At 53.1% G+C, this 25,753-nt stretch carries 25 protein-coding genes; 18 read left to right on the top strand and 7 right to left on the bottom strand.

Features of this window, described 5'->3' with window-relative positions; all coding sequences use genetic code 11:
* Positions 1 to 2 precede the first annotated feature (2 nt).
* The 6 genes from FO268_RS00125 (at position 3) to sthA (ending at position 5,377) form a co-directional block, all read left to right on the top strand.
* Entirely contained in the window at positions 3 to 668 is a 666-nt protein-coding gene (locus tag FO268_RS00125) for an NADH:ubiquinone reductase (Na(+)-transporting) subunit D (protein ID WP_150987818.1), read from the top strand.
* Positions 668 to 1,276: an NADH:ubiquinone reductase (Na(+)-transporting) subunit E gene (gene nqrE, locus FO268_RS00120; protein WP_150987815.1), complete on the top strand. Its 609-nt coding sequence runs from the start codon at positions 668 to 670 to the stop codon at positions 1,274 to 1,276. Before FO268_RS00125 ends, nqrE begins: the two co-directional genes overlap by 1 nt.
* Positions 1,277 to 1,313: 37 nt before the next feature.
* Positions 1,314 to 2,540, top strand: coding sequence for an NADH:ubiquinone reductase (Na(+)-transporting) subunit F (gene nqrF / locus FO268_RS00115; RefSeq protein ID WP_150987812.1), 1,227 nt, complete (start codon positions 1,314 to 1,316; stop codon positions 2,538 to 2,540).
* A 9-nt stretch (positions 2,541 to 2,549) separates the two neighbouring features.
* Complete coding sequence (locus FO268_RS00110; protein WP_150987808.1) at positions 2,550 to 3,599, top strand: FAD:protein FMN transferase; 1,050 nt, start codon at positions 2,550 to 2,552, stop codon at positions 3,597 to 3,599.
* Between the two features lie 14 nt (positions 3,600 to 3,613).
* Entirely contained in the window at positions 3,614 to 3,862 is a 249-nt protein-coding gene (nqrM, locus tag FO268_RS00105) for a (Na+)-NQR maturation NqrM (RefSeq protein WP_150987805.1), read from the top strand.
* Between the two features lie 123 nt (positions 3,863 to 3,985).
* On the top strand, positions 3,986 to 5,377 hold the full coding sequence (sthA, locus tag FO268_RS00100; RefSeq protein ID WP_150987802.1) for a Si-specific NAD(P)(+) transhydrogenase: 1,392 nt from the start codon (positions 3,986 to 3,988) through the stop codon (positions 5,375 to 5,377).
* Here the strand turns inward: sthA and FO268_RS00095 are convergent.
* From FO268_RS00095 to dusA, 5 genes are all read right to left on the bottom strand, one after another.
* A complete protein-coding gene (locus FO268_RS00095; RefSeq protein WP_150987798.1) occupies positions 5,351 to 6,151 on the bottom strand; it encodes a glycerophosphodiester phosphodiesterase in 801 nt (266 codons plus the stop codon). The two genes, sthA and FO268_RS00095, sit on opposite strands and share 27 nt — an antisense overlap.
* Positions 6,148 to 7,275: a 3-deoxy-7-phosphoheptulonate synthase gene (locus FO268_RS00090; RefSeq protein WP_150987795.1), complete on the bottom strand. Its 1,128-nt coding sequence runs from the start codon at positions 7,273 to 7,275 to the stop codon at positions 6,148 to 6,150. The genes FO268_RS00095 and FO268_RS00090 overlap by 4 nt, the downstream gene beginning before the upstream one ends.
* 16 nt (positions 7,276 to 7,291) lie before the next feature.
* Positions 7,292 to 7,738, bottom strand: a complete 447-nt coding sequence (locus tag FO268_RS00085; protein WP_150987793.1) for a tellurite resistance TerB family protein — start codon at positions 7,736 to 7,738, stop codon at positions 7,292 to 7,294.
* Between the two features lie 36 nt (positions 7,739 to 7,774).
* Positions 7,775 to 8,740: a transaldolase gene (tal, locus tag FO268_RS00080; protein WP_150987790.1), complete on the bottom strand. Its 966-nt coding sequence runs from the start codon at positions 8,738 to 8,740 to the stop codon at positions 7,775 to 7,777.
* Between the two features lie 119 nt (positions 8,741 to 8,859).
* Positions 8,860 to 9,918 carry a tRNA dihydrouridine(20/20a) synthase DusA gene (gene dusA / locus FO268_RS00075; protein WP_225316470.1) on the bottom strand — a complete coding sequence of 353 codons (1,059 nt, stop codon included), beginning with the start codon at positions 9,916 to 9,918 and terminating at the stop codon, positions 8,860 to 8,862.
* A gap of 334 nt (positions 9,919 to 10,252) precedes the next feature.
* On the opposite strand from dusA, the gene FO268_RS00070 reads away from it, so the two are divergent.
* Positions 10,253 to 11,344: a tyrosine-type recombinase/integrase gene (locus tag FO268_RS00070; RefSeq protein WP_150987787.1), complete on the top strand. Its 1,092-nt coding sequence runs from the start codon at positions 10,253 to 10,255 to the stop codon at positions 11,342 to 11,344.
* Between the two features lie 110 nt (positions 11,345 to 11,454).
* Positions 11,455 to 11,715 (top strand): pyocin activator PrtN family protein, encoded by a 261-nt coding sequence (locus tag FO268_RS00065; protein WP_150987784.1) that lies wholly within the window; start codon positions 11,455 to 11,457, stop codon positions 11,713 to 11,715.
* A gap of 457 nt (positions 11,716 to 12,172) precedes the next feature.
* Here FO268_RS00065 and FO268_RS00060 read toward each other — a convergent pair whose 3' ends face one another.
* Positions 12,173 to 12,586, bottom strand: a complete 414-nt coding sequence (locus FO268_RS00060; protein WP_150987781.1) for a hypothetical protein — start codon at positions 12,584 to 12,586, stop codon at positions 12,173 to 12,175.
* Between the two features lie 202 nt (positions 12,587 to 12,788).
* On the opposite strand from FO268_RS00060, the gene FO268_RS00055 reads away from it, so the two are divergent.
* The 10 genes from FO268_RS00055 (at position 12,789) to FO268_RS23300 (ending at position 25,663) form a co-directional block, all read left to right on the top strand.
* Positions 12,789 to 14,300: a sigma-54 interaction domain-containing protein gene (locus tag FO268_RS00055; RefSeq protein ID WP_150987778.1), complete on the top strand. Its 1,512-nt coding sequence runs from the start codon at positions 12,789 to 12,791 to the stop codon at positions 14,298 to 14,300.
* 57 nt (positions 14,301 to 14,357) lie between these two features.
* Positions 14,358 to 17,804, top strand: a complete 3,447-nt coding sequence (locus FO268_RS00050; protein WP_150987775.1) for a DEAD/DEAH box helicase family protein — start codon at positions 14,358 to 14,360, stop codon at positions 17,802 to 17,804.
* Between the two features lie 29 nt (positions 17,805 to 17,833).
* Positions 17,834 to 18,145 carry a hypothetical protein gene (locus FO268_RS00045; protein ID WP_150987772.1) on the top strand — a complete coding sequence of 104 codons (312 nt, stop codon included), beginning with the start codon at positions 17,834 to 17,836 and terminating at the stop codon, positions 18,143 to 18,145.
* Positions 18,142 to 19,683, top strand: a complete 1,542-nt coding sequence (locus tag FO268_RS00040) for a type I restriction-modification system subunit M (protein WP_150987769.1) — start codon at positions 18,142 to 18,144, stop codon at positions 19,681 to 19,683. The genes FO268_RS00045 and FO268_RS00040 overlap by 4 nt, the downstream gene beginning before the upstream one ends.
* On the top strand, positions 19,680 to 20,879 hold the full coding sequence (locus FO268_RS00035; protein WP_150987766.1) for a restriction endonuclease subunit S: 1,200 nt from the start codon (positions 19,680 to 19,682) through the stop codon (positions 20,877 to 20,879). Before FO268_RS00040 ends, FO268_RS00035 begins: the two co-directional genes overlap by 4 nt.
* A 20-nt stretch (positions 20,880 to 20,899) precedes the next feature.
* Positions 20,900 to 21,688: an ASCH domain-containing protein gene (locus tag FO268_RS22920; protein ID WP_202336507.1), complete on the top strand. Its 789-nt coding sequence runs from the start codon at positions 20,900 to 20,902 to the stop codon at positions 21,686 to 21,688.
* Positions 21,685 to 22,176, top strand: a complete 492-nt coding sequence (locus FO268_RS00025; protein ID WP_150987763.1) for a hypothetical protein — start codon at positions 21,685 to 21,687, stop codon at positions 22,174 to 22,176. The genes FO268_RS22920 and FO268_RS00025 overlap by 4 nt, the downstream gene beginning before the upstream one ends.
* 159 nt (positions 22,177 to 22,335) lie before the next feature.
* Complete coding sequence (locus FO268_RS00020; protein WP_150987760.1) at positions 22,336 to 24,177, top strand: DUF3696 domain-containing protein; 1,842 nt, start codon at positions 22,336 to 22,338, stop codon at positions 24,175 to 24,177.
* Positions 24,177 to 25,088 carry a hypothetical protein gene (locus FO268_RS00015; protein WP_150987757.1) on the top strand — a complete coding sequence of 304 codons (912 nt, stop codon included), beginning with the start codon at positions 24,177 to 24,179 and terminating at the stop codon, positions 25,086 to 25,088. Before FO268_RS00020 ends, FO268_RS00015 begins: the two co-directional genes overlap by 1 nt.
* An 83-nt stretch (positions 25,089 to 25,171) precedes the next feature.
* Positions 25,172 to 25,663: a competence protein CoiA family protein gene (locus FO268_RS23300; RefSeq protein ID WP_150987753.1), complete on the top strand. Its 492-nt coding sequence runs from the start codon at positions 25,172 to 25,174 to the stop codon at positions 25,661 to 25,663.
* Here FO268_RS23300 and FO268_RS00005 read toward each other — a convergent pair.
* The coding region (locus FO268_RS00005; RefSeq protein ID WP_150987750.1) for a transposase domain-containing protein at positions 25,644 to 25,753 on the bottom strand (110 nt) is incomplete at its 5' end. The genes FO268_RS23300 and FO268_RS00005 overlap by 20 nt on opposite strands.

Genomic DNA, 25,753 nt, shown 5'->3' with positions numbered 1-25,753 from the left:
TCATGGCAGACGCTTCAGCCAAACAGGTTCTCTTCGAACCGATTTTCAGTAACAACCCCATTGCACTGCAGATACTGGGTATCTGTTCTGCGTTGGCGGTGACCACCAGCATGAATGTGACCCTGGTCATGTGCGCGGCGGTTATCGCGGTAACGGCGTTTTCGAACCTGGCAGTGTCGCTGGTTCGCATGCAGATTCCCGGCAGCATCCGCATCATCGTCCAGATGACCATCATCGCATCGCTGGTTATCGTGGTGGATCAGGTGCTCAAGGCGTATGCCTACGAAATCAGCAAACAGCTGTCGGTATTCGTTGGTCTGATCATCACCAACTGTATCGTTATGGGCCGTGCAGAAGGCTTCGCCATGAAGAACGGCCCCTGGCTGAGCTTCCTGGATGGCGTTGGTAATGGCCTGGGCTATTCGGTAATGCTGATCTTCGTGGCGTTCTTCCGCGAACTGCTGGGTGCGGGCTCGTTGTTTGGCGTGTCCCTGATGCCGGTGGTGAACGAGGGTGGCTGGTACATTCCAAATGGCCTGCTGCTGTTGCCGCCGAGCGCGTTCTTCATCATTGGTCTGGCTATCTGGGGCCTGAGGGTCTGGAAGCCAGAACAGGTGGAAGAGCCTGATTACAAGATGTCCCGCCACACGGTTAAGGAGGCCTTCTGATGGAGCATTATATCAGTCTGATCCTGAAGGCCATTTTTGTTGAAAATATGGCGCTGGCCTTCTTCCTGGGTATGTGTACCTTCCTGGCGATCTCCAAGAAGATTGAGGCAGCCGCCGGGCTTGGTATCGCTGTTGTCGTGGTCCTGACGATCACGGTGCCGGTGAACAACCTGCTCTACAACACTATCCTCAGGGAAGGTGCGCTGGACTGGGCAGGTTTGCCGAACGTTGACCTGAGCTTCTTGGGCCTGCTTACGTATATCGGGGTTATCGCCGCGCTTATCCAGATCATGGAAATGATCCTGGATAAGTACATTCCGGCGCTGTACGCGGCGCTCGGCGTGTTCCTGCCATTGATCACAGTGAACTGCGCCATCCTTGGTGCGTCACTGTTCATGGTAGAGCGCGACTACACCTTCAGCGAAAGCGTGGTGTACGGGTTTGGCGCCGGTGTTGGCTGGGCCCTGGCGATACTGGCATTGGCAGGTATCCGTGAGAAGCTCAAGTACAGCGACGTTCCCGAGGGCTTGCGTGGCCTGGGTATCACCTTCATTACGGTTGGTCTGATGTCCCTGGGCTTTATGTCATTCTCAGGCATTTCACTGTAACCAATCCGGTGAGTCGGTTTAACGAAAAGGCGAGACCATGAATACAGAAATTATTCTCGGCGTGGTCATGTTCACCGTTATCGTACTGGCCCTTGTCGCGGTCATCCTCGCGGCACGGTCCAGGCTGGTAAGCACCGGTGATGTGACCATCGAAGTCAACGATGACCCAGAGCACACGCTGAAAACGGAAGCTGGTAGCAAGCTGCTTGGTACTCTGGCAAATAACGGCATTTTCCTGTCTTCTGCCTGCGGTGGCGGTGGCACCTGTGCCCAGTGCAAGTGCAAGGTTCTGGAAGGTGGCGGTGCGATGCTGCCAACAGAAAAAACGCACTTCACCAATCGCGAAGAGAAAGAAGGCTGGCGCCTCTCGTGTCAGGTGCCCGTCAAGCAGGACATGAAGGTTGAGGTGCCGGAGGAGTTCTTCGGCGTCAAGAAGTGGGAATGCGAGGTGGTTTCCAATCACAACGTGGCCACCTTCATCAAGGAGCTGGTACTGAAGCTCCCGGAAGGCGAAGAAGTGGATTTCCGGGCTGGCGGCTACGTCCAGCTTGAGTGCCCTCCTTATGAGATCGACTTCAAGGATTTCGATATTGAGGAAGAGTTCCACGAAGACTGGGACAAGCACAACATCTGGCGCTATAAGGCTATCAACAAGGAAGAGACCATACGGGCCTATTCCATGGCGAACTACCCGGAAGAGAAGGGTGTTCTCAAGTTCAATATCCGTATTGCCACGCCGCCTCCCGGAACAGACCACAATCCGGGCATCATGTCGAGCTATGTGTTCAATCTGAAGCCGGGTGACAAGGTCACCGTGATGGGGCCGTTCGGTGAGTTCTTCGCCAAGAAGACAGACGCTGAAATGGTCTTCATCGGGGGTGGTGCCGGTATGGCGCCGATGCGTTCGCACATCTTCGATCAGCTCAAGCGACTGAACTCCAAGCGCAAGATCAGCTTCTGGTACGGTGCTCGAAGCGTTCGGGAGATGTTCTATGTCGAAGATTTCGACGGGCTGCAGGAAGAGAACGAAAACTTCGAGTGGCACGTGGCACTCTCTGATGCACTGCCCGAAGACAACTGGGAAGGCCCGACAGGCTTCATCCACAACGTGCTCTACGAAAACTATCTGAAGGACCATCCGGCTCCAGAAGACTGCGAGTACTACATGTGTGGGCCCCCTATCATGAACGCCTCCTGCATCAAGATGCTGAAGGATCTGGGCGTGGAAGATGAAAACATCATGCTGGATGACTTTGGGGGTTAATCAGCTCACATGACATTCAGTATGCTACGACCCGTCAGGGTGGTTCTGGCCAGCGCCGTTTTGGTGCTGGCCTTTGCCGCGCTGGCGGGTTGTTCGTTTGAAGAAGAGGAAAAAGTCTGGGAGATCGCCGGGCCTGTGTTTGGCACCCAGTATCATATCAATGTGGTATTGCAGGAGGACCCGGATCGGCTTGAAAATCTGGCAGAGGGTATCGAAGTGGTGCTCGAAGAGATTGATGCCTCCATGTCCACCTGGCGAGAAGATTCGGAACTGTCGCGGTTCAACCGCCTGGACGACCAGAGCAGCTGGACCGGGATATCGGGGCCGCTCCACGAGGTACTGGCAACGGCTATGGAAGTGTCTGAACTGACTGGGGGTGCTTTCGACGTAACGGTCGGCCCCGTGGTCAACCTCTGGGGGTTCGGGCCCGATGCCCGGCCAGAGCGGGTGCCCACCGATGATGAACTTTTTTCCAGACTCGAAGCCATCGGCTACGACAAGCTGGAGCTGAAAGACGAACCGCCTGCGCTCAAGGCCAGCCCCAATCAGTACATTGATCTGTCTGCGATAGCAAAGGGGTACGGGGTCGACGCGGTTGCGCGTTTCCTCGAGTCCGAAGGGATTTCCGCGTTCCTCGTGGAAATTGGGGGGGAAGTCCGCGTTGCGGGGCGCAAGCCCGGCGGCGAAGCCTGGCGCCTGGCTATTGAGGAGCCGGTGTCACAACAGCGGCAAATCAACAGGGTGGTTGCCCTGGACGATCAGGCAATGGCAACCTCTGGAGACTATCGTAACTATTACGAATCGGAAGGACAGAGGTTTTCACATACAATAGACCCCAAGAGTGGCAAACCGATCCGTCACAAGCTCGCGTCGGTTACGGTTATAACAGACGATTGCATGACAGCAGACGCCCTGGCGACTGCATTCAACGTCATGGGTTTTGAGCAGGCGAAAGAGCTTGCCACACGTGAAAACATTGCCGCTTACTTTATTGTGCGGGGCGAGAACGGGTTTGAAACGGATTACACGCCAGCGTTCTCCTCGTTCCTGGCAAACTGACGGAGAGACCTCCTATGGGTACTTTTCTACTGGTTCTGACAATTGTTGTACTGCTGGTTGCCGGCATGTCGGTGGGCGTTATATTCGGTCGCAAGCCCATCAGTGGTACATGTGGGGGCATTGGGGCACTGGGTATCAGCAAGTCCTGCGATATCTGTGGCGGTAACACCCAGAAATGCGAAGAAGAAAATGAACGCCTTGCCAACGACGGTAAATCAGCGGAAGCATTAACCTACGATGCCTCCGATAAAAACAACCGCTGATCCGGCGTAATCAGAACACTATAAAAAATCCGGGAGCCTCTGAAAAGCGCCTGCCTGGCCTGTGCGCACCTGCAGGGTCTTTTCAGAGGCTTCCTCACGACGTAGATAAGGAGTCACTGCAGAATGGCAGAACATCATTACGACGTCGTCGTTATCGGCGCGGGTCCCTCCGGGGAAGGTGCGGCGATGAATGCGACGAAACATGGTAAACGTGTCGCGATCATCGAGGACAAACCCACCGTTGGCGGTAACTGTACCCATTGGGGCACAATCCCTTCCAAAGCATTGCGTCATTCGGTCAAGCAGATCATCACCTTCAATACCAATCAGATGTTCCGCGACATCGGCGAGCCACGGTGGTTCTCCTTCCCGCGCGTTCTGCAGAATGCCCAGAAAGTTATCGGTAAACAGGTCAAGCTGAGAACCCAGTTTTACGCCCGCAACCGGGTGGACCTGATCAACGGCAGGGCCAGCTTTCTCGACCCTCACCGGCTGGAAATCCGTGGTAACAAATCCCACGAAATTCTCCACTTTAAACAGGCTATTATTGCTACCGGGTCGCGTCCTTATCTCCCGCCCGATGTGGACTTCCGTCATCACCGGATCTACAACTCGGACACGATTCTGAACCTGTCTCACACCCCCCGCACGCTCATCATTTATGGTGCCGGTGTGATCGGCTCAGAGTACGCTTCGATTTTTGCCGGACTTGGCGTGAAGGTGGACCTGATCAACCCCGGCAGCCGCCTGCTCACGTTCCTCGATGACGAAATTTCGGATGCCCTGAGCTACCACCTGCGTAACAATGGTGTACTTGTCAGGCACAACGAGGAGTATGAGTCAGTTGATGGCGACGATCACGGGGTTGTGCTGTCGCTGAAATCCGGCAAGAAAATCCGTGCGGATGCCTTCCTCTGGTGTAATGGCCGCAGCGGCAATACCGAGAGGCTGGGGCTGGAGAACATTGGCCTTACTCCCAACGGCAGAGGTCAGCTGGCTGTGGATGACCATTACCGGACGGAGGTGGAGCATATTTATGCGGCTGGCGACGTTATCGGCTGGCCGAGCCTTGCAAGCGCCGCCTATGACCAGGGCCGTTCGGCGTCCTCTGACATCGTCAAGGATGATTACTTCCGCCTGGTGACCGATGTGCCTACCGGCATCTATACCCTCCCTGAAATCAGTTCTGTCGGAAAAACCGAACGTGAGCTGACGGAGGCCAAGGTTCCATATGAAGTGGGGCAAGCGTTCTTCAAGGACCTGGCACGGGCCCAGATCACCGGCGATCCGGTCGGAATGCTGAAGCTGCTGTTTCACCGCGAATCCCGCCAACTGCTGGGCATTCACTGCTTTGGCGACCAGGCCGCGGAGATTGTTCACATCGGCCAGGCCATCATGAACCAGGAAGGGGAAGCCAATTCCCTGAACTATTTCATCAACACCACGTTCAACTACCCGACCATGGCAGAGGCCTATCGGGTAGCTGCCCTAAACGGCCTGAACCGGATTTTCTGACCTGGTGTTGTCGGCCCTGTTTTGCCCTCCGGGTAAATGCAGGGCTGTTCTGGACCGGTTATCGAAGTACATACGTGTGCTGGTGGGATAATCGGTGATGATGCTGTCGACCCCTTTTGCCTCAAGCTGAAGCATGTCGTGGATGCGGTTAACGGTCCACGTGGAGACGTGCATTCCCCTTCTGTGGGCATCGGTTACGATGCCTTCCGTACAGATTCGCCAGCCGATGCACAGAAAGTCACAGTGCAGCCGGGCGGCTGCGTTCACAGGTTTCGGGAATTTCCGGTCGGTAACCAGTCCGATTCGCACTTTTGTGTCCCTGCGGCGCGCTTGCTGAAGGAACCATGGATCTGAAGAGGTGATGACAACGCGGTTATACAGGTCGCGACGCTGAATCACCTCGATCAGGCGATTGCAGAGAATATTAAGGCGCTGACGGTTGTCTTTTTTCACTTCCAGTTGCAGATGCTCGAAATCGGGATAGTCGTTGAGCAAAGTTTCCAGCGAGGGAATGCCCACGGCCCGCGGCCAAGGTTTGCCATTTCGTCGTGCATCCATACCCGCAAGTTCCTGAGCGGTAAAGCTGCCGACACTGCCTTTGTGGCCGGTGGTGCGGTCCACCGTAAGGTCATGAACGATCACAGGCTTGCCATCTTTGGAAAGTACCAGGTCGAGTTCAAAGTGACGCACACCATGACGATAGGCATGGGTAAAGCCGGCGAGGGTGTTTTCCGGGGCTTCTCCCTTCGCGCCCCTGTGCCCATAAACGATCATTCTTTAGCGGATTCCTTCAAGCGGTTGTAGATTTGCTGGCGTTGCTTCCAGGTGTCATGACACAGCTGGATATCTTCCAGATAGGCTGGTAATTCTTCCATCAGCAAGGCCTGAGGGCCATCCACCAGGGCTTTTTCGGGCTTCGGGTGGAAGTCCACCAGCACCATGTTGGCGCCGGCAATCACCCCCTGGGCTGTCGCATGCATGACGTCCAGAATACCGTCCGGTGCCCGCTCACGGCTTCCCACGGAGTGGGACGGGTCCACGCACACTGGCATGCGGGTAAGGCGTTTCACCGCAGGCACATGGGCGAAGTCGACCATATTGCGGTGGGGCTGGCCGGCCTCGGTTTTCATGCCGCGCAGACAGAAAATCACGTTGGCGTTGCCTTCACTGGCCAGATATTCCGCCGCGTTCAGTGATTCGTTCAGGGTGATGCCGAAGCCGCGCTTCAGCAGCACCGGATAGGTGGGCTGGCGACCAATGGCCTTGAGAAGCTCGAAGTTCTGGGTGTTGCGGGTGCCCACCTGAAGCATCACGCCCGTCGGGCGGCCAAGCTGTTCCAGACAGTGGTCGATTTCCTCTATATGGCTTTCATGGGTGATTTCCATGGCAACCACCTTGATGCCGTGTTTCCCGGCCTTCTCGAAAACCCACGGCAGGCACCCTTTGCCATGCCCCTGGAACGAGTAGGGGTTGGTCCGTGGCTTGTAGGCGCCCATGCGGGTACACACCTGGCCGGTATCCTCCAGCGCCTGCATCATCTGTTCTACATGCTCTGGAACGTCGACGGCGCACAGCCCGGCAAAGATGTTCAGGTTGGCCTGATCAAACGTCACGCCATTGTAGGTAAAGCCACTCTGGCGACGGTCGTCCTTGTGGCGCCCCAGTATCCGGTAATCGTCCGAGATGCGGATGGCTCGCTCGACGGCCGGCAGGGCTTCGATTTCATCCTTGTCCAGGGACTTGGTTTCGCCCAGAAGGTAAACCTCGGTAAGACGCTGTTTGGCGCCCTGAACCTCGTGAACCCTGACTGAGACCCCGGGCAGGTTCTCGAGAAAGTGCATGGTCTGGCGATAGGCTTCGCTATCCAGTGCGGTATCCGGGTGGAGAATGGCTAACATACTTGCTCCTTAAGATTCAGTCAGCGTCCTCGGCGCGGTGGCGGGCCTGCACGAATTCCCTGTGGTTCAGGTGCAGCAGGTCTGCCATGCGGCGAATCAGGTGTTCCTCGTATTTATCGATACGGCCATCGGCAAAGGCTACCCGCCAGATACTTTCAAGCAGGACCTGTTTCTCTTCCTGGCCCAGCTGTTCATTGATCATACCGGTGAATTCGTACAGGGAAGTGGCGTCGTCGGCATGACTGAGCGCGTCCTGGAGAATGTCTTCCGCTTCCTCCCGGGTTACCTGGTGGGCCCGGACCGCGCAATCAACAATCGTTTTCAGCTCTTCGTCGTCCTGCTCATTGTCCACTCTGGACAACTGAACCATCAGCGCGGTGGCGGCAACGGCAAGCTGGTGATTGTCTGGCTGCGTCGGTTCGTCTTCAGGCGAGCCAAACAGTTTTTTCAGGCGCTCAATCATGGTTTGCGACACTCCTCCCGGTTACTGCTACAAGCGTCAGGCGGCCTGGGACAGCCGGCGGACGCGGTTTTCCAGCTCAATCTGGTCGTTGGTAAAGCGGCGGATACCGTCCGCCAGCTTTTCGGTGGCCATTGCGTCTTCGTTGGATTCCCAGCGGAACAGGCGCTCATCGATGTTGCCGGGCTTGTCGGCACTCGTCGCGCCTTCCGCCGACAACCGCCGCGGCAGGGTACCGGAGTCGTTGTCCAGTTCCTGCAACAGTGCGGGGCTGATGGTGAGACGATCACACCCGGCCAGCATCTCGATCTCACCGGTGTTGCGGAAGCTGGCGCCCATGACGACGGTGTTGTAGCCGTTGGCCTTGTAGTAATTGTAAATGCGGCTTACCGATTGCACACCCGGGTCTTCTTCAGCGGGGAAGGCATCACGGCCGGTGGCAGCCAGATGCCAATCCAGAATACGGCCCACAAACGGAGAAATCAGGAAAGCACCGGCGTCCGCGCAGGCGGCGGCCTGGATGAAGGAGAACAGCAAGGTGAGGTTACAGTGAATGCCTTCCTTCTCCAGTTGCTCGGCGGCCCGAATTCCTTCCCAGGTGGAAGCGATCTTGATCAGTACCCGGCTGGTGTCCATGCCGAGATGGTCATAAAGCTCGACCAGACGGCGGGCCCGGGTGAGGGTGGCGCCAGTGTCGAAGGAAAGCCGGGCATCCACTTCCGTTGAAACCACGCCCGGAATACGGCCCAGAATCTGCTTTCCCGCCAGTACGGCCAACATATCGGTGGCATAAGTCAGCTGCTCAGCATCCGACCCCCCCTGTTTGCGGGCCGCAGTCACGGCTTCGTCCAGCATGGGGCGGTAGGCATCGGAGGCTGCGGCCTTGAGGAGAAGTGACGGGTTGGTGGTAGCATCCTGCGGTTTCCACTGGACAATGGCGTCCAGGTCACCGGTATCCGCTACCACGGTGGTCATGGCTTTGAGTTGTTCAAGCTTGCTGCTCATTCGTCCTGTCGTCCTGATAGGTTTGTTATTGATCGCCCGTATCGCGGGCGCTGAAGGTTATACGCCTACAATAACGGGCTGCCCTGACAGGAACAAGACAGTAAAAGGTATCAGGGCGGTCAGGTCAGCACTGTCATCGAGTCTTCGGGCTCTGGAACCCTGGCCATGGCCTGCTCGATAACTTCAATGCCGGAACCCGGTTTGTGGGCGTTCTCGCTGATGTAGCGGCGGAACTGCCGGCCACCGGGTTGGCCATGGAACAGGCCCATGAGGTGACGCGACATATGGGTGAGGTAGACGCCGCGGTCGAGCTCATCCTGAATGAATGGTAATACCGAGCGCAGGACCGCGTGGCGGGATTGTGCCGGCCCTGGTTGCCCGAAAAACTCGGTGTCCACGCCCGCCAGAAGCCACGGGTTGTGGTAGGCCTCGCGGCCGAGCATCACGCCATCGGTGCGTTCAAGGTGCTGATGGCACTCCTCGAACGACTTGATGCCGCCGTTGATGATGATTTCGAGGTGAGGATAGCGGGCCTTGAGCCGGTATACCCAGTCATACTTGAGCGGGGGTATGTCACGGTTTTCCTTGGGGCTCAGTCCTTCCAGAATGGCAATGCGGGCATGAACGATAAAGGTGCGACACCCCGCCTCCGAGACTTTTTCAATAAACTCACACAGATCTTCCCAGGATTCGCGGCCATCAATCCCTATCCGGTGTTTCACCGTTACCGGAAGCCCGGTGGCATTGATCATCGCCCGCACGCCCTCGGCGACCCTGTCCGGATGTGCCATCAGGCAGGCACCGATCATGTTGTTCTGCACCCGGTCGCTGGGGCAGCCCACGTTCAGGTTTACTTCACTAAAACCGTATTGCTCGGCCAGCCCGGCGCACTGGGCCAGTTCCTGTGGATTACTGCCCCCCAGTTGCAGTGCCAGCGGGTATTCCGCCTCGCTATGCCGCAGAAACCTGGCGGTGTCACCATGGATCAAAGCCCCGGTAGTGACCATTTCGGTATATAGCAGGGTGTACCGGCTCAGCTGACGAGCCAGGTAGCGGTAGTGGGTGGTCGTCCAGTCCATCATCGGGGCCACGCAGAAGCGGCGGGAGGGCTCAAACCCTGATTTTACAGGGGCTCCGCTGATGATTTGGCTGTTATCTGAGGGCACTATTTTGCTCATTAATTGCTCGATTTTGACCGTTTTTCTGATCTCGGTGCTACAGGAGTGCTACAGCAAGTGGCTTGTAGCATCGCGATCTGTGCCAGTAATTAATTCCGGTTAAAACCTTCCTAAAAGGCTTCGGTGTCTCAAGACGTTCCACCGCTTTCAGGGCGAATTCTATCAGGAAAGTGCTTGCGATGGTTTGTTCGGCTGACTCTGGCTGATAAGCGATATCCGAGCCCTGATGTAGCCAAAAAAGTACGTTTACCGTCACGAAAGCCGATTTTTCGAGGATATTCTGGATTGAAAGATGATCTTGATCCGGGATCGATACTGAGGAGAAACATAGCGCATGGCATCCATAACAACACGAAGACGTGCCGATGGTAGTAGGGCATATCGTGCTGATGTGCGGGTCAAACGCAATGGAAGCGTCGTATATCAGGAAAGCCGTACATTTGATCGTAAGGCCCTGGCGCGAGACTGGAGTAGCCGGCGGGAGCTGGAACTCCAGGAACCTGGTGCTTTGCTTCGTATACAACACAGGGGCGTGACCATTGAGGACTTGATTGATCGTTATTTGGACGAGTTTGGTCATAGCTTTGGGAGAAGCAAACGGCATCATTTGGAGTATTTAAAGTCGTTCGACCTGGCTGAGAAGGATGCGATCGAATTGACCGCTCAAGAAGTTGTTGCACACGTGGTAGACCGCGGACAGCCCGATGCATTCGGAAAGAGGGTTCAACCCCAGACAATTAACAACGACTTGATTTGGCTCCGATCGGTATTCAAAACAGCCCGGTCGGCCTGGGGCATACCCGCAGCGTTGGAACCGCTAAATGATGCGGCCGAAACATGTCGTCGAGAGCGACTGGTAGGGAAATCGAGAAAAAGGGATCGTCGACCGAACTTGGCAGAACTTGACCAGCTTTTGGAATACGCTTCCATACCCTCGGGAAAAAGAGCTATTCCAATGGCCGACATTATATTGTTCGCCCTCTTTTCCACCCGCCGACAGGACGAGATTTGCCGAATCGAGTGGGCGAGCCTGGATTCGCGCAATCGGAGTGTCGTCGTCCCCAACATGAAAAACCCAATGGGTACTGCTGGGAACAACCGAGTGGTTTATCTCACCGATGAGGCCTGGTCGATCATTCAGCGGCAGCCGCGGTGCCACCAACGAATTTTTCCTTATAACTCAAAATCGATCGGCGCCCGTTTCCATGCATACTGCCAGTTCCTAGGGATCAAAGATTTGCGTTTCCACGACCTGCGTCATGAGTGCATCAGTTGGTTGTTTGAGTGTGGCTGGGATATTCCACGGGTAGCATCTGTATCAGGACACCAAAGCTGGTCGATGCTCCAGCGCTATACCCATATCAGTCGGCAGGAGCCTCACGACAAATATAGGGGTTGGAGTTGGCGCCCAGTAAGTGAAGAGTGATCTGCACTCTATCGGTGAGAGTCCTCATGCGCGCAAAAAACACCGTTTAACGACCCACGAGGTTCACTGTCTCCGATATGCTGAGAATCAGGGTGTTTTATGGAGGTGTTATGAACCAGGTATCAACATATTTTGCGCTGTTAGCGGAATATTCTGAATCAGAAGTCCCGTTGGCGGATGTCTGTCAGAAATATTTTGGCTTGTCTCCAGCAAAAGCAGCAGTAAAAGCAGGGCGCCACGCTCTTCCAATTCCAGCGTGGCGAGGAGGTTCTCAGAAATCGACCTGGTTGATCAGCTTGCAGGATTTGGCAGAGTTTATCGATAATCAACGAGAGCTGGCCTGGCGAGAGTGGCATTTGGTGAATTCCTAACTCAGCTAAAGGCATCCGGAGGATGCAGTTAATCTATTCTTCTGTGTGAAGGCGAAGCCGGCGGGTAAAGTTCTGCTTCCCAACTGTTTCGTTTTTATTGGTTCGCCACGTAAAGAGCCGGCAACAGGCTTCGCAATGAGTGAGAAATGGTGCCAAAGACAAGTTGCTTAGGCATCATTTCTCACTCATTTCCCTTTCTTTCCGATATTGGTCGAAGCGCAGAAGCTAATGTTGGCTGCGAAGCGATTTAGCACGTCTGACCTGCATCCAACCTTCCAATCCATCGTGATCGTAAACTGCTCATTGAAAACCAGTAGAACGATGTATTTGAAAGCTCGTGATCTATTTGGCCTGAGTTTTCAATTTGCCGTCGACGGAGATGTCTTAAAGCTGAAGATCCGTCGACCGTTGAGCCCCGTTATTTCCTCGTGAGCGATCCTAAATTTCGGTGTTGGTGTCAACGTTTGAAGAGCTTTCGAATTTTTTGCAAAGCCGAGTTGGTACCGCTGATTGAGGGAGGGCGAAGCTTTGGTTTCTTTGGAGATTCTATGGCGCCTTCCCGGGATTGAAGCTGCTCATCTATTCTTAGGACTGAGGCTTCGTATTTAGCCAAAATCGGGGCAAACCAGCTTTCAAAGTCCAGTCGGCTTTTGAATTCCGAGAGGTTTACGGTTATGCCGAGGTGTTCGCAAAGCTCTACCTCGTCACAAACGTATCGATAGAGGGGCGGCAACAAAGCCCAACAGCGAAGGTTGAACCACTTACAAAAGATATATTCCTCGATGGCTTTCTGTGGCAGTTCGATGCCCAGAGCTTTTGCGTTTTCCTTGGCGCAGTCAATCATGCGGTCTGTAGGGGGGCGTGTTGTCATGTCTCTACTCCAACTGGGTTCACAGGTAGCTTACAAAGGAATAAAAGGGAGCTGTCGACGTGACTGCGTGTTTTTTGCGTGCATTACGTGAAATTAGGCCAGATAGACACGTGTTCTGCTGGTAAGAGTTGAGAACATACTCTGTCGCACCCTCGGCCTTTAACTGGTAAGTTTGTTTGCGTCGATGTAGAGGAATTTACCAATGCCCAAAAAACGGATTTTGCTCACATGGTTGGGTCAACAGGATGTACTGGCGGAAGAGAGGGGAGCTGAAGGTCCAATTGCTGCAATCCTGGCATCTGCCGAATGGCCGTTTGATGAGGTGAGAGTTCTTGCAAATAACTGGCTCGATCGACTTGAACATTTTGAGGGCTGGCTATCCAAGAAAATGGCAGGCATCAAACGCCCCCTCAAGATCTCGTTCCGCGAGGCCGCCCTTGAGAGTCCTATCGACTACAGTGGAATTTACCAGGTAGCCCGAGAAGAGCTTGATCGCCTGGCAGCTAAGGATGTTCGGGTAACACTGAACCTAACCTCGGGCACGCCGGCGATGATTGCGACATGGTTGCTGCTCGGCAAGGGTGTTTACGGGACCGAACTGGTTCAGACCTCGTGGCAATCCGGGCTGTCTAGCATCGAGTTGCCTTTCGATATATCCCTCGAGTATCTGCAGCACCAGGATGGACTGCTTGGTCAGATCGCAAGCAATGCACCTGACGTGGACGTTCATTTTGACCATATCCAGACTCACTCAGCGACTATGAGTGAGACTATCGCTCTGGCAAAACGGATTGCCCTCAGAGATATACCGGTAGTAATACAAGGCGATTCCGGAACAGGTAAGGAGGTAGTTGCCAGCGCTATCCATCAGGCTTCGGTGAGAGCGAGTGAGCCGTTTGTGCCGGTAAACTGTGGTGCAATTCCTGAAGGATTGGTGGATTCGCATTTGTTCGGGCATGTCAAAGGGGCTTTCACCGGAGCTGTAAGCAGTCGAAAAGGCGTATTTGACCAGGCGCATGGCGGTACACTCTTTTTAGACGAGGTCGGCGAGCTGCCTTTAGATGCACAGGCGAAACTTCTGCGAGTTTTGCAGGAGAAAGAGGTCATGCCGGTCGGTGCAAACCGTGCTCACAAGACAGACGTCCGAATTATTGCGGCAACTCACCGTGATTTGTTGGCTATGGTAGAGGCAGGTGATTTTCGTGAAGATCTGTTTTACAGATTAGCTGTTGGCCTTCTTAGTCTACCGCCGTTGAGAAATCGCCAAGAGGACATTCCTGATCTTGTGGAGAGGCTTATAGAACAGCTCAATCAGGAGGCGAGGACGCAGCCAGGATATACAAGTAAAAAAATTTCCAAAAGTGCAATTAAATTTATCTGTAGCCAGCCTTGGCCGGGCAACATTCGCGAGCTTTGGAACACCCTTGTCAGAGCTTCTGTGTGGACCGACGGCGTTCTCTTGGAGCATCACCATATTGAGAAAGCAATGATAAAGAGGGGGGCAGCAGTCTCTCACTCTGGTCAGCGACTGGACGTTTCCCAAGGGGTTGATATAAATAAAATCGTCGATGAAACAAAGGCCTACTATATTCAAGAGGCTCTGAAGTTGACAGCTGGGCAGAAGGTAAAAGCGGCCCGTTTATTGGGGATTTCGAATCATCAAACGTTGAGCAACTGGATCAATCAGCTCGGAATCAGCGACACCGGTTATTGATTCTATTAGGACTTGGCACGGTTCCTGATTTAAGTCTCGACATGGAAGGCAACTTGTATGAAGTCTATGAACTTTGAGCACCTGAGAAAACAATGGCCAGAACTCGCAGACCTTGGAGGTTATGCCGAGACCTATGCCTATTCGGATCCTCAGAGTTCGCTTGTAAAACTGCGCTGCTATGTAGAGAAAATGGTGGGCTCGATTTATCGTGAACTCCAACTGCCCATAGAGCCGACTGCCAATCTCATGGACCGTCTCAGAAATGCCAGTTTCACTGCGATGGTCCCCCAGGTGATTCTCGATAAATTGCATGCTGTGCGAAAGCATGGGAATTCGGCTGCACACGAAGGTCAGTCCTCCCCAGATACGGCTGTTTGGCTCGTTGAGGAAGCTTACCATCTCGGGGCCTGGCTGTTTATCGCTCAAGCGGGAGGTGGCCGCGAGGATGTGCCTGAATTCCAACCGCCTTCTCCGCAAGGAAGCAGTGCGAAGTCCGAATTCAAGAAAAAGAATAAAGCCCTTCAGGAAAAGCTCGCCTCACAGGAGGCGCAGCTCGAGAGTGCCTTAAAGGAACTTGAGGCGGCGCAAGAGTCTGAACAAGAAGCGCTGAGGAAAGCTGCCCAGCTCAAAGTGGCGGTTGATCAGGCTAAGGCACGATCTTTCTTCAATGGCAGTGAAAAGGCAACCAGTACCCTGGAGTTGAACGAGGCGCAAACTCGACGTCGTCTTATCGACAGCGAGCTCCAACTGGCAGGCTGGAAGATTGACCTTGATGGCGCTGACACCGACCAGGTAACTCTGGAGCACGAAGTCGATGGGCAACCGACCCGCAGCGGTACCGGCTATTGTGACTACGTTCTTTGGGATGATAATGGCAAGCCGCTTGCCGTAGTCGAGGCCAAGCGTGCACGCGAAAACCCAGAGAAGGGCCGCCATCAGGCAAAGCTGTACGCCGATGCACTGGAAGAAAAGCACGCTCAAAGACCAGTTATCTTTTACACCAACGGTTACGACATCTGGATTTGGGACGATGTGCTGGACACAGTGCCCCGCAAACTTTATGGCTACTACAGCAAAGACAGCCTCCAGTATTTGGTCGCTCAGCGGGTAACGCGTCAGGATCTCAATTCAACGCCCATCGCCACGGACATAGCTGGCCGGATGTACCAGATAGAAGCGATTACTCGTGTCAGTGAGCGTTTTAGCAACGGCTTCCGCAAAGCCCTCGTTGTCCAGGCTACCGGGACCGGTAAAACTCGTGTCTCCATTGCATTAACAAAACGGATGCTGGATGCGGGATGGGCCAAGCGAGTTCTGTTCTTGTGTGACCGGAAAGAACTTCGCAAACAGGCGAAAAATGCGTTCGGAGAGTTCATTCGTGAGCCCCTTTACGTTGTTGGGCGCAGCAGCAAAGAAGGCCGGCACGACGCTCGGATTTATATCTCTACTTACCCCGGCATGATGCGCATCTTCGAACAGTTTGACGTGGGTTACTTCGATCTCATTATCGCCGATGAGTCCCATCGCTCGATCTATAATGTCTACGGGGATCTGTTCAAGTATTTCGATGCCCGGCAGGTTGGCCTGACAGCGACGCCGGTTGAAATGGTCAGTCGCTCTACCTGCAACTTATTTGATTGCGATTACAAAACCCCCACAGCGAACTACCCATTAGAGCAGGCCGTTGAAGATCGCAATCTGGTGCCGTTTAAAGTGGTTTCACACACCACGCGATTTTTGCGTGAGGGCATTCAGGGACGGTCTCTGACTGACGAACAAATTGCTGAGCTGGAAGACCAGGGTTACGACCCTAATGAATTGGATTTCAGTCAGCCGGATATCGACAAAGCCATATTCAACAAGGATACGAATCGCGAGGTGCTCCGCAACCTGATGGAGCGGGGGGTCCGAGATGCCGATGGCCAACTGCCCGGGAAAAGCATCGTTTTTGCTCGAAGCATCCAGCACGCAGAACTTTTGGCAGAGCTTTTCGGTGAAATGTATCCGCAGCTTGGTGGCAATTTCTGCAGGGTCATTCACTCGAAATTCGAGCGTGCAGAGGAGCTGATAGAAGACTTCAAGCGGGCGGACGGTAAATCCAAAAATGAAATTACGATTGCGATATCGGTCGACATGCTTGATACCGGTATCGATGTGCCGGAAGTGGTCAACTTGGTTTTCGCCAAGCCGATCAAATCCAAGGTCAAATTCTGGCAGATGGTCGGGCGGGGCACCCGACTGTGTCCGAATCTGTATGGCCCCGGGCATGATAAAACCCACTTTCTGATCTTTGATCATTGGGGTAATTTCGATTACTTCGAGATGGACCCACCCGAGGAAGAAGGGCGCCCAAGTAAATCCCTTTGCGAAAAGCTGTTTGAGACCCGGTTGGATTTGGCTGAGGTAGCCCTTAAGCGCGCGGAGATCGAACTGTTCCGCGATATCGTTCGGCTCATAAAGGAAGATATCGACGCTCTTGATGACCGTTGTATTGCAGTCAGGGATAGCTGGAAGCTCAAGGCCCAGTTGAGCGACGCAAAGGTTTTGGAGCAGTTTGCGCCGCAAACCCGTGATCTTCTGCGTGGCGCAATGGCGCCATTGATGCAGTGGCGTAATGTGCAGGGGCAGAGTGATGCCTTGCGGTGGGATCAGCAGCTGACAGAGTTGCAGCGGATCCTGCTAACGAACCCATCGCAGCTGGATGTCGCCAAAGAAGCAGCGCTTGAGAAAGTGCGCAGCCTGTCCATGCACCTGAATCCGGTTCGGGACAAGGCCGAACACATAAAAGCCATTCAAGCTAAAGAATTCTGGCAAAAGCCGTCGTTCGAGAAACTGGAAGAACAGCGTCAGGCTCTCCGTAGGATTATTCATTTAAGAGACAAAGAGGCGACGCCACCTGCCAGCCCGGCAACAGTGATCGATCTCAAGGAAGATAGCGAGGGGTATCAAATTCAGGATCGCCCCACCCGGATCGAGACAGTTGACTATCAGATCTATCGGAAACAGGTAGAGGAAACGCTCCAGCCCTGGTTCGACACCAATGCCGTTCTGATCAAAATTCGCAAGGGTGAGCCAGTGTCAGAACAGGAGCTGGAAGAGCTTAATGCGCTGGTGCATGTTCAGAATCCAAGTCTTGACCTGGAAACCCTCAAAGAGTTTTTTCCGAATTCAGGAGCAAGCCTTGACCAGTTGCTTCGCACGCTGATTGGCATGGATAGCAAAGCGGTTGAAGGCGCTTTTACCGAATTTGTCCAAGACAACCACATTCACCTGAATAGTCGCCAGCAACGTTTTATCGCGCTGCTGAAGAATCACCTGTGTCGCTTCGGCACCATCAACGTTAAACAGTTGTATGAACAGCCGTTTACCGGCGTCCACCATGAAGGGCTGGACGGCATTTTCACGGAAGACAAACAGGCTGACGCGCTGGTCGATCTGGTCAAACAATTCGGTGTGGAGCTTGGACAACGTAAGCCTTCCTCCGAGCAACGGGCTCGTCCATAACAAGATTGATTAAAAGGAATGGCATCTATATGACGGATATACTTTGCCGCAAGCTGCGCCTGTTTCATGTCTCTGGCGACATTCTCTATCCGTCTAGAGTAAAAGACCGGGATACAGGTCAGCTGGCCTTCCGTGTTGCAAAAGGTGGCAATACCAAAAGTGATAGTACCCCTGTCATGGACGAAGACGAGATGATCCGAAAAGTGACTCGACAAGGTTACCGGGTTCGTGCCCGCACAGAGAAACCACCCACCCGGGGAGGCCGCACCGGACTTTACGCCATTGATGAGCGGGCAATTCGATCCTGGGAACAAATTGAAAACGGAGAAGTAAACAAATGATTACGGGCGAGCTGAAAAGCAAAATCGACAAGCTCTGGGAAGAATTCTGGACCGGGGGCATTACCAACCCGTTGACAGTGATCGAACAGATCACGTTCCTGATGTATGCCCGTCTGCTGGATATGAACGAGCGTCGCGATGAAAAGAAGGAGCAGCGCAGCGGACAGCCCTTCAAACACCGCTTCGCCCCGCATCAGCAATCGGCGCGCTGGGAGAGCTTCCGCCACCTGCCCGCAGAGCAGATGTACAAAGTGGTGAAAGATGAAGTTTTCCCGCACTTTAAGGACGTGGCAGGCGAGGGATCGCTATTCGCCGAATTCATGAAAGACGCACAGCTGATGATTCAGAAGCCAACACTTCTGGTGAAAGCCGTCAACATGCTCAGTGAGCTCCCGCTGCAAGAATCGGACATGAAAGGGGATCTCTATGAGTACCTGCTTTCAAAGCTGACCACGGCAGGGATCAGCGGCCAGTTCCGAACGCCACGCCATATCATTCGTGCGATTGTGGAAATGCTTGATCCGGAAGCTACATACCGCATCGCTGATCCGGCCTGTGGTACGGGTGGTTTCCTTGCGACAACCTATGAGTACCTCCTGGAGAAATACAGCTCACCAGAGACCATCACTACGGAAAAGGTTACCAACGAAAAAGGCGAGGAGGTTGAGCAGAAGATCTATTCCGGTGATCTTCTGCAAGAGCACCGCCATCATGTGGACACCGACATGTTCCACGGCTTCGATTTTGATTCCACCATGCTGCGCATCGCGGCCATGAACTTGGTGATGCATGGCATTAGCCAGCCGGATATTCATTACCAGGACACCTTGAGCCAGCGTTTCTCGGAGCGTTTCCCCAAGGCCGCGAAGGAGGGCTTCGATCTGATTCTCGCCAATCCACCGTTCAAAGGCGCTCTGGATGAGGAAGATGTCGACCCGGTTTTGCTTCGCACAGTGAAAACCAAGAAAACCGAGCTGCTATTCGTTGCGCTGATCATGAAAATGCTCAAGGTTGGGGGGCGGAGCGCCACGATTGTGCCGGATGGTGTGCTTTTCGGTTCTTCGCGTGCCCATCAGGAGTTGAGAAAGCACCTAGTCGAGGATAACCAGCTTGAAGCCGTGATAAGTCTACCGAGTGGTGTGTTTAAACCCTACGCGGGTGTTTCGACAGCCATTCTGTTCTTTACGAAAGGTGGTACGACTGACCACGTATGGTTTTATGAAGTAGAGGCGGACGGTCGCACCTTGGATGACCGCCGGCAAGAAATTCGAGAAAATGACTTGCCCGACTTGGTTGAACAGTTCAGAAAGCGCGATAAATCAGCTGCTGACACCGATCAGAATGACCGCACGTCAAAGTCATTCTGGGTAAGCAAAGAAGAAATTAAGAAAAACAAATTCGATCTTTCGATCAGTAGATATAAAGAACAAATCTACGAATTGGAATCTTTTGACTCCCCGAAGGAAATTCTTCATCGATTGAGGGAGATTGAAACGGAAATTACGCAAGATCTAGAAAACCTAGAGGCGCTGTTATGAGCGGAGCGAAACTTAAGCTCGGCGATGTTTTCGATGTTGCGCGTGGGGGATCACCAAGGCCAATCGAAAGCTTTATTACCGATGATCCGTCAGGCGTCAACTGGATTATGATAGGTGATGCAGTCAGTGGCTCGAAGTACATAGAGCGAACGGCAAAAAAGATACGTCCTGAGGGCACGAGAAAGTCCAGGCAGGTCTATCCTGGCGATTTTTTGTTAACCAATTCGATGAGTTTTGGGCGGCCTTACATACTGAAAACTGAGGGCTGTATTCATGACGGATGGCTGGTGCTTAGCCCAAAGACCGACAAAATCCACACAGATTTTTTCTACTATTATCTTGGCTCCCCTAAAATAAAAAATCAGCTAGCGAGTCGTGCTGCTGGGGCGGTAGTTAAGAATTTGAATTCGTCTATCGTGCGGGAATTGGAAATCGAACTTCCAACTCTTATAGAACAAAAACGTATCGCCACCATCCTCGACAAAGCGGACGCCCTCCGCCGCAAGCGCCAGCAGGCCCTTGAGTTGGCGGATCAGTTTTTGCGGAGTGTGTTTATGGAGATGTTTGGAGATCCGGTTAGCAATCCGAAGGGTTGGGGTGAGGCGCCGCTGTCGACCGGAATCGCCCGAATCGAATCTGGGTGGAGCGCAAAGGGCGACAATCGTCCTGCCGGTGAGGGGCAGATCGGCGTATTAAAGATTAGCTCCGTGACGACTGGGAAGTTCATCCCCAGCGAGAATAAAGTGGTGGACGAATTGACGGTGCCGGCTGGGAAAAAACTCTTGAAACCAAGAGCAGGCGACCTGCTTTTCAGTCGCGCAAACACGCGTGATCTGGTAGCCGCGACGGCGATCGTTGATAGGGATTACGACAACCTTTTCCTGCCGGATAAGCTTTGGAAAATTCAGACGAACGAGCAGTTGCTTCCCGAATTCCTTAATTATTTGTTGTGGCACCAGCGGATGAGAGACCGATTGAGGTCCCAAGCGACCGGGACGAGTGGATCAATGCTCAATATATCAAAGAAAAAATTTGAGGAGACGTCAGCAATATTCCCGCCCATAGAGAAACAACGCAAGTTTGTTGACATGTATAGGAAGGCAAGAGCCATTTCTGAAAAATATTCTTCATCAAGCGATCTCACGGAAGAGCTCTTCGCTTCAGCATCTCAGAAAGCTTTTAGCAGCCAACTCTAGGGCAAAGGAGGGGACAGTAAATGCCATCCATTGGCTGTTGTGAGGTTGGTTTAGTTGTAAGCGAGCCATGGCTGACTCGAATTCTGGAGAAAGGAAAGCGATGGGAGATGCGTTCAGCGAAGAGCAACAGGCGGGGACCTATTGCCCTGATCGAGAAAGGTTCTGGTCAGGTGGTCGGTGTAGCTGAATTGGTCGACGTAAAGGGCCCGTTCGGCAATAAGGAAATGGCTGCGAACGAAGATAGTCATCAAATTCCGTCCGAGATCTACGGAGCATCTGACTACAAGTGGCACTACGCTTGGGTACTTGAAAATGCAACGGCTCTGCCCTCAGCTGTTCCTTACAAGCACAAAAATGGCGCTGTGATCTGGGTGCAGTTGGACGAGCAGACTCAGCAGGGAATTGCGGAGCAGCTCACCGAAATGGACTGGCCGTTAGAGGGAAGCCCAATTCAGGCGCGAGCTCCCCGGCATGGCGATTCAGAGGAAGATCCTGTCACTCGGACCGGCCAGAGCGGGAATGATGCAGATAGCCGTCTTAAATTGCCGATGGCAAAAGACGGTTCTTTGTTCAGCCGCGACACCTGCCAGCGAGGCGGGAAATACACGGTTGGCGAAAAAGGTGGGGAAGTGTCTTTCCAGAATTTCGAGGCAGCGCTGGATTACTTACGCAAAATGCCAGCGGCGAAGTGGCGCCGGCCCAATGACAAGGGGAATTGGGGCATAGTGACCGCAGTGAGCTGGGTTGAAGCAGATCAGGGAGAATTAGATTCTTTTAAATTCAGCCATGGTGCGACCGGACCTTCATGACTGAACCTTGCATCGTTGGCTGGCGCTTGGATCTCGCGCGTAATCACCTGTTCTGGGGGCGCGGACGGTACCTGACTACCAAGACCGAGCTGTTTGCGCTCATTGCAAAGTTGCAGAGCGGCGTAATGCCTATCGAAGTTTGCATCGATGTCGACGAGCCAGCCTGGGAAAGGTACTACAAGCGGTGGCTCTATACGGAGGGCGTCAGCCTTGATCGCTTACAGGGACAATTGGAAATTCGAATTGTAAGGGTCCCGATTGAGGGTACATTGAAACTTCAAAGTCAGCCACGCGCCATCCAAAGTTATCTGGAAGCCTGGTATGCGCAGGTCGATGTATTGACGCAAGAAGTCTATGACGCTCGCGAGGATCTCCTTCCTCCAGCGACAAATCCAGACTCGTTTATTGAACACCATCAGCAATCCCAGTCTGATGGGATAGTGGGTATTTGGAGTGACAGTCAGGTAGAGGGTGGTCGCTCGGGATGATCAATATGGAGTGCGCTGCAAAGTTTTCCCTAGGTTCGCTACTGGCCCTGGATTCGATTGCTACACTTCAGCAGGATGAATCCGCCTGAGACGTTTAAAGTTTTTCGGCCCGTTCCTGGGGAAGGGGCGGTCATTTTTGCGAAGGAAGCATAATTTCACATGCGAATCACCCAACTAACACTCGCTAATTTCCGCTCATTTCGGAAAGAGCAGACGATTGAATTTGCGCCTTTAACTCTGTTGTTTGGCCCCAACTCGGTTGGCAAAAGCACGGTGTTGATGGCGCTATTCTATGTTCAGCAGATCCTGGCGAAAGGCCAGTGTGACCCTCAGCGGATTGAAGCGATGGGAGGGCGATTTGTTGGTGGTTTTCGACATCTTGTCCACGGCAAGCGGTTGGATGAGACACTCCGAATTGGGGTTGAGTTCGAGCTAGGGGAGAAGCTTGGATCCTCGTATGTGGAAGTTGGTGACCTCGTTGCTATTGAAATCGGGCCCATTGGCGAATTGATTGGCCTTGCGGCCAGAGCCAATAAGATGTCCGTGGGGCTGGAGGTAAGTTGGTCTCCTGATCAAGAGCGAGCCTATGTATCGCGTTACACAGTAGCGTTCGATGGAGAAGAATTGGCGGAAATTACCAGTGACTCGGGACTCAAGCAGCCTATGATCACTGGGATAAATTACCAACATAGTTTATTGAAGTATGACGAGCTCACTGAGTGGGTTTCCGAACAGATTGAGCAAGGCCAAGCCGTCCACCCCTCCCTGGTAGAGTATATTCTTGATTCAAAAGATGAAGAGGGTCCCGATTTAAAAGATCTCGCATATTCGGATGAAGCGCTTCAAAGTGAACTCCATGAGCTCACGCAAATACAGCCTCTGATATCAGAGTCAGTCGAATCTAATGCAGATATCGCAGAAAGTAGCGTCATGTATGGTTCCTTTAAGGCCCTTGGTATCAAAGGCTTTGCGGGTGCACTTCCTACGCTTGGTCGCACGTTGGTGACCAGCCTGTCGTTGAGTGAAGACATGGAGACTCGAGTAGTCGAAGAGATTCTGAGCGATATCTTCGTTGCCCCACTCGACAATCTGCTCGAATTGCTTAATGAGAGTCTGTGTATTGGCCCTTTACGACACATAAGAGATGCTACATACCATTCTAATGCATATCCGGCTCAGGGCGACTGGTATTCAGGTAAGGCCTGTTGGGATGTTCTCGCCGCCAAGGATCCTGAAAGAGATTCTCTAATAAACCACTGGATATCTGATGCGGACAAATTGAACTTGGGATATCAGTTGGTTTACAAAATGAGCGAGGAAAAAGCAAAGTTTGTAGCGCCCAGGAAGGTCGGTGCTCTCGAACAGTTACATGAGCTGACGAGCAGGTTCTATGATGGTTCGTTGGAGCGAGAGTTAGCTGAGAAGATTGGCAAGGATCTAGATGAACCGACAAAGACGAAGATGGGTGTTTTGTTGGAAAAATTTCGCGAAACTGGTTATGTGATAAAAAAGACGGATCCCGACTTTGGCGAAACCTCTTCGCAGACCGCATCTTTAACCTTGTGGGATACTCTAAACGAGATTGAAGTTGCTCCCTCAGACATAGGTGTTGGCGTTTCGCAACTATTTCCTTTAGTTGTCGCGTCATTTATTACAAAGAGCGGTTTTGTTTCATGTGAACAGCCTGAGCTTCACGTCCATCCACGAATCCAGGTAGCAATTGGTGACATGCTTTTGCACGCTACTGAAAAGAATAGTTTTCTTATAGAGACTCACAGCGAACACTTGGTTCTCCGCCTGCTTCGGCGAATTCGGGAAACAACAGAGAACCGACTGCCGGAGGATATTCCACCGGTCAGGCCTGAGGATATTTCGATCGTTTATCTGGAGCCGGGCGAGGACGGTGTCTCTGTTCGTCGGATCCAAATTGATGAGGATGGTGAGTTTACATCTCGCTGGCCGCAGGGCTTTTTTTCTGAGAGGCGGGAGGAGCTTCTCTAATGCTAGTGGAACACCTGATCGAACCAGAATTCCTATTAAAAGTTTCTGAAACAAGAAGAGATTACAAGGATTTATTAAGAGAGTTTTCAATGCCGTCGCCGCGGGTAGCGGGGAACTTTCCAAAGATGAAGAACTTTCGCAAACAGGTGCTGAGCAAACAATCAGCTGATGCGTCAGAGCATGCGCAGATGAGGCTAGAGGAGCTGCTCCGATTGTTAAGCGAGCGGCGGGTTGAGAGATCACTCGTTTTCGATGGGAGCATTACCTTTCATGAAAACCTGAAAAATGCTGAGCAAAATTTTTTCTGTGGTATTCATTTTTTGAAGGATCGGAAACCACCGATACCATTGGATTCACAGGTAGTTTGTATTGAAGATTTCGAGCAGGGCCTTGAACCCTCCGTGACACAGATTTCGGTCAGAAGGACTGCTGAAGAACTTTCCCAAAGCCTAAAGGAATTTGTAAGGTTATCGAGCTCAATTACGTTGATTGACCCTTATTTTGGAACCCAGGCCGGCATGTGGAAAACATTCATTCTCTTGCTTACGGCGAGTCTTGACTCCTCTCCAGCACCAGGCAAAACGTTTGATGTTCTTTTTGACGGTAGTAAAAAAACGGCACGGTCATGTAAATATTTGGCTGACAGGTTGACCGAAGAGCAACCGGATCTGGTGAAACAATTTTCACGAATCACCTTCAAAGATATCCGCGAGACAGGAAAGTCCGCGATTCACAATCGTTACTTAATGAGTGAATTGGGTGGCGTGTCGATCGGTCACGGGTTCGAGGAAAGCAACGATCAAGAACACGATGAGCTGACTCTGTTAGCTGAAGAAGTGTATCAACAGCGATCTTCCCAATTTGTTGAGCTTCAGGGGGTTGGTCTCGAAGACGAGTTCAGCGTTTCGTGAATGTCTTGGCTCGTTGCTTTTCAGGGGGATTTCGCTGCCCACCCCTTTCTGCCCCTTTGTTCCGAGACGACAGCGAGTAAGACATGGCGCACGGAGGCATGTTATCTGCCCGGGACCGGGCCACCGGTGAGGTCCGGATCATTTCAGAGGTTGTCAGTGGCGAGGCGTGTCACTGCCAGTGCGCGCAGTGCGGCGCAATACTGGTTGCGCGCAAGGGTAAGATCAGGGCCCACCATTTCGCACACAAGAGCGGATCGGACAGTCAAATGCGGGCTTGTCAGGAGACCGCGTTGCACAATGCCGCCAAGCGCTTACTGGCCCATCACCTTGATCGCCTAACGATACCCACTAAAGCCTTGAACCGGCCTACTGACCGCTTTGTTCTGCCCGAACCGATCACTTGTACCTTTTCCGAAACTCTCACTCCCGCCTCCCGGACCCTCTCGCTGGCTGACGGAGATATTGAGCCGGCGTTGCCAGGTACCAGGGATATTCGGCCGGATGCCTGGGCTAGCTCAGCGGAACTGGGGCCGGTGTATTGTAAGCGTCCGCCCATCACACCTTGTCAGGTATAGCCGGCTTCCAGTTGTGGGGCAATAGCTCGTCGATGGCGTTGTTCTTCTGCGTCGGAAGGCGGGTCAGCACATCCTTCAGGTAAGCACAGG

The organism is Marinobacter denitrificans (genome assembly GCF_008795955.1).
Classification (GTDB): Bacteria; Pseudomonadota; Gammaproteobacteria; order Pseudomonadales; family Oleiphilaceae; genus Marinobacter; species Marinobacter denitrificans.
Note: the sequence above shows the minus strand (reverse complement) of the source record. Positions and strands in the feature narration are given on the sequence as shown.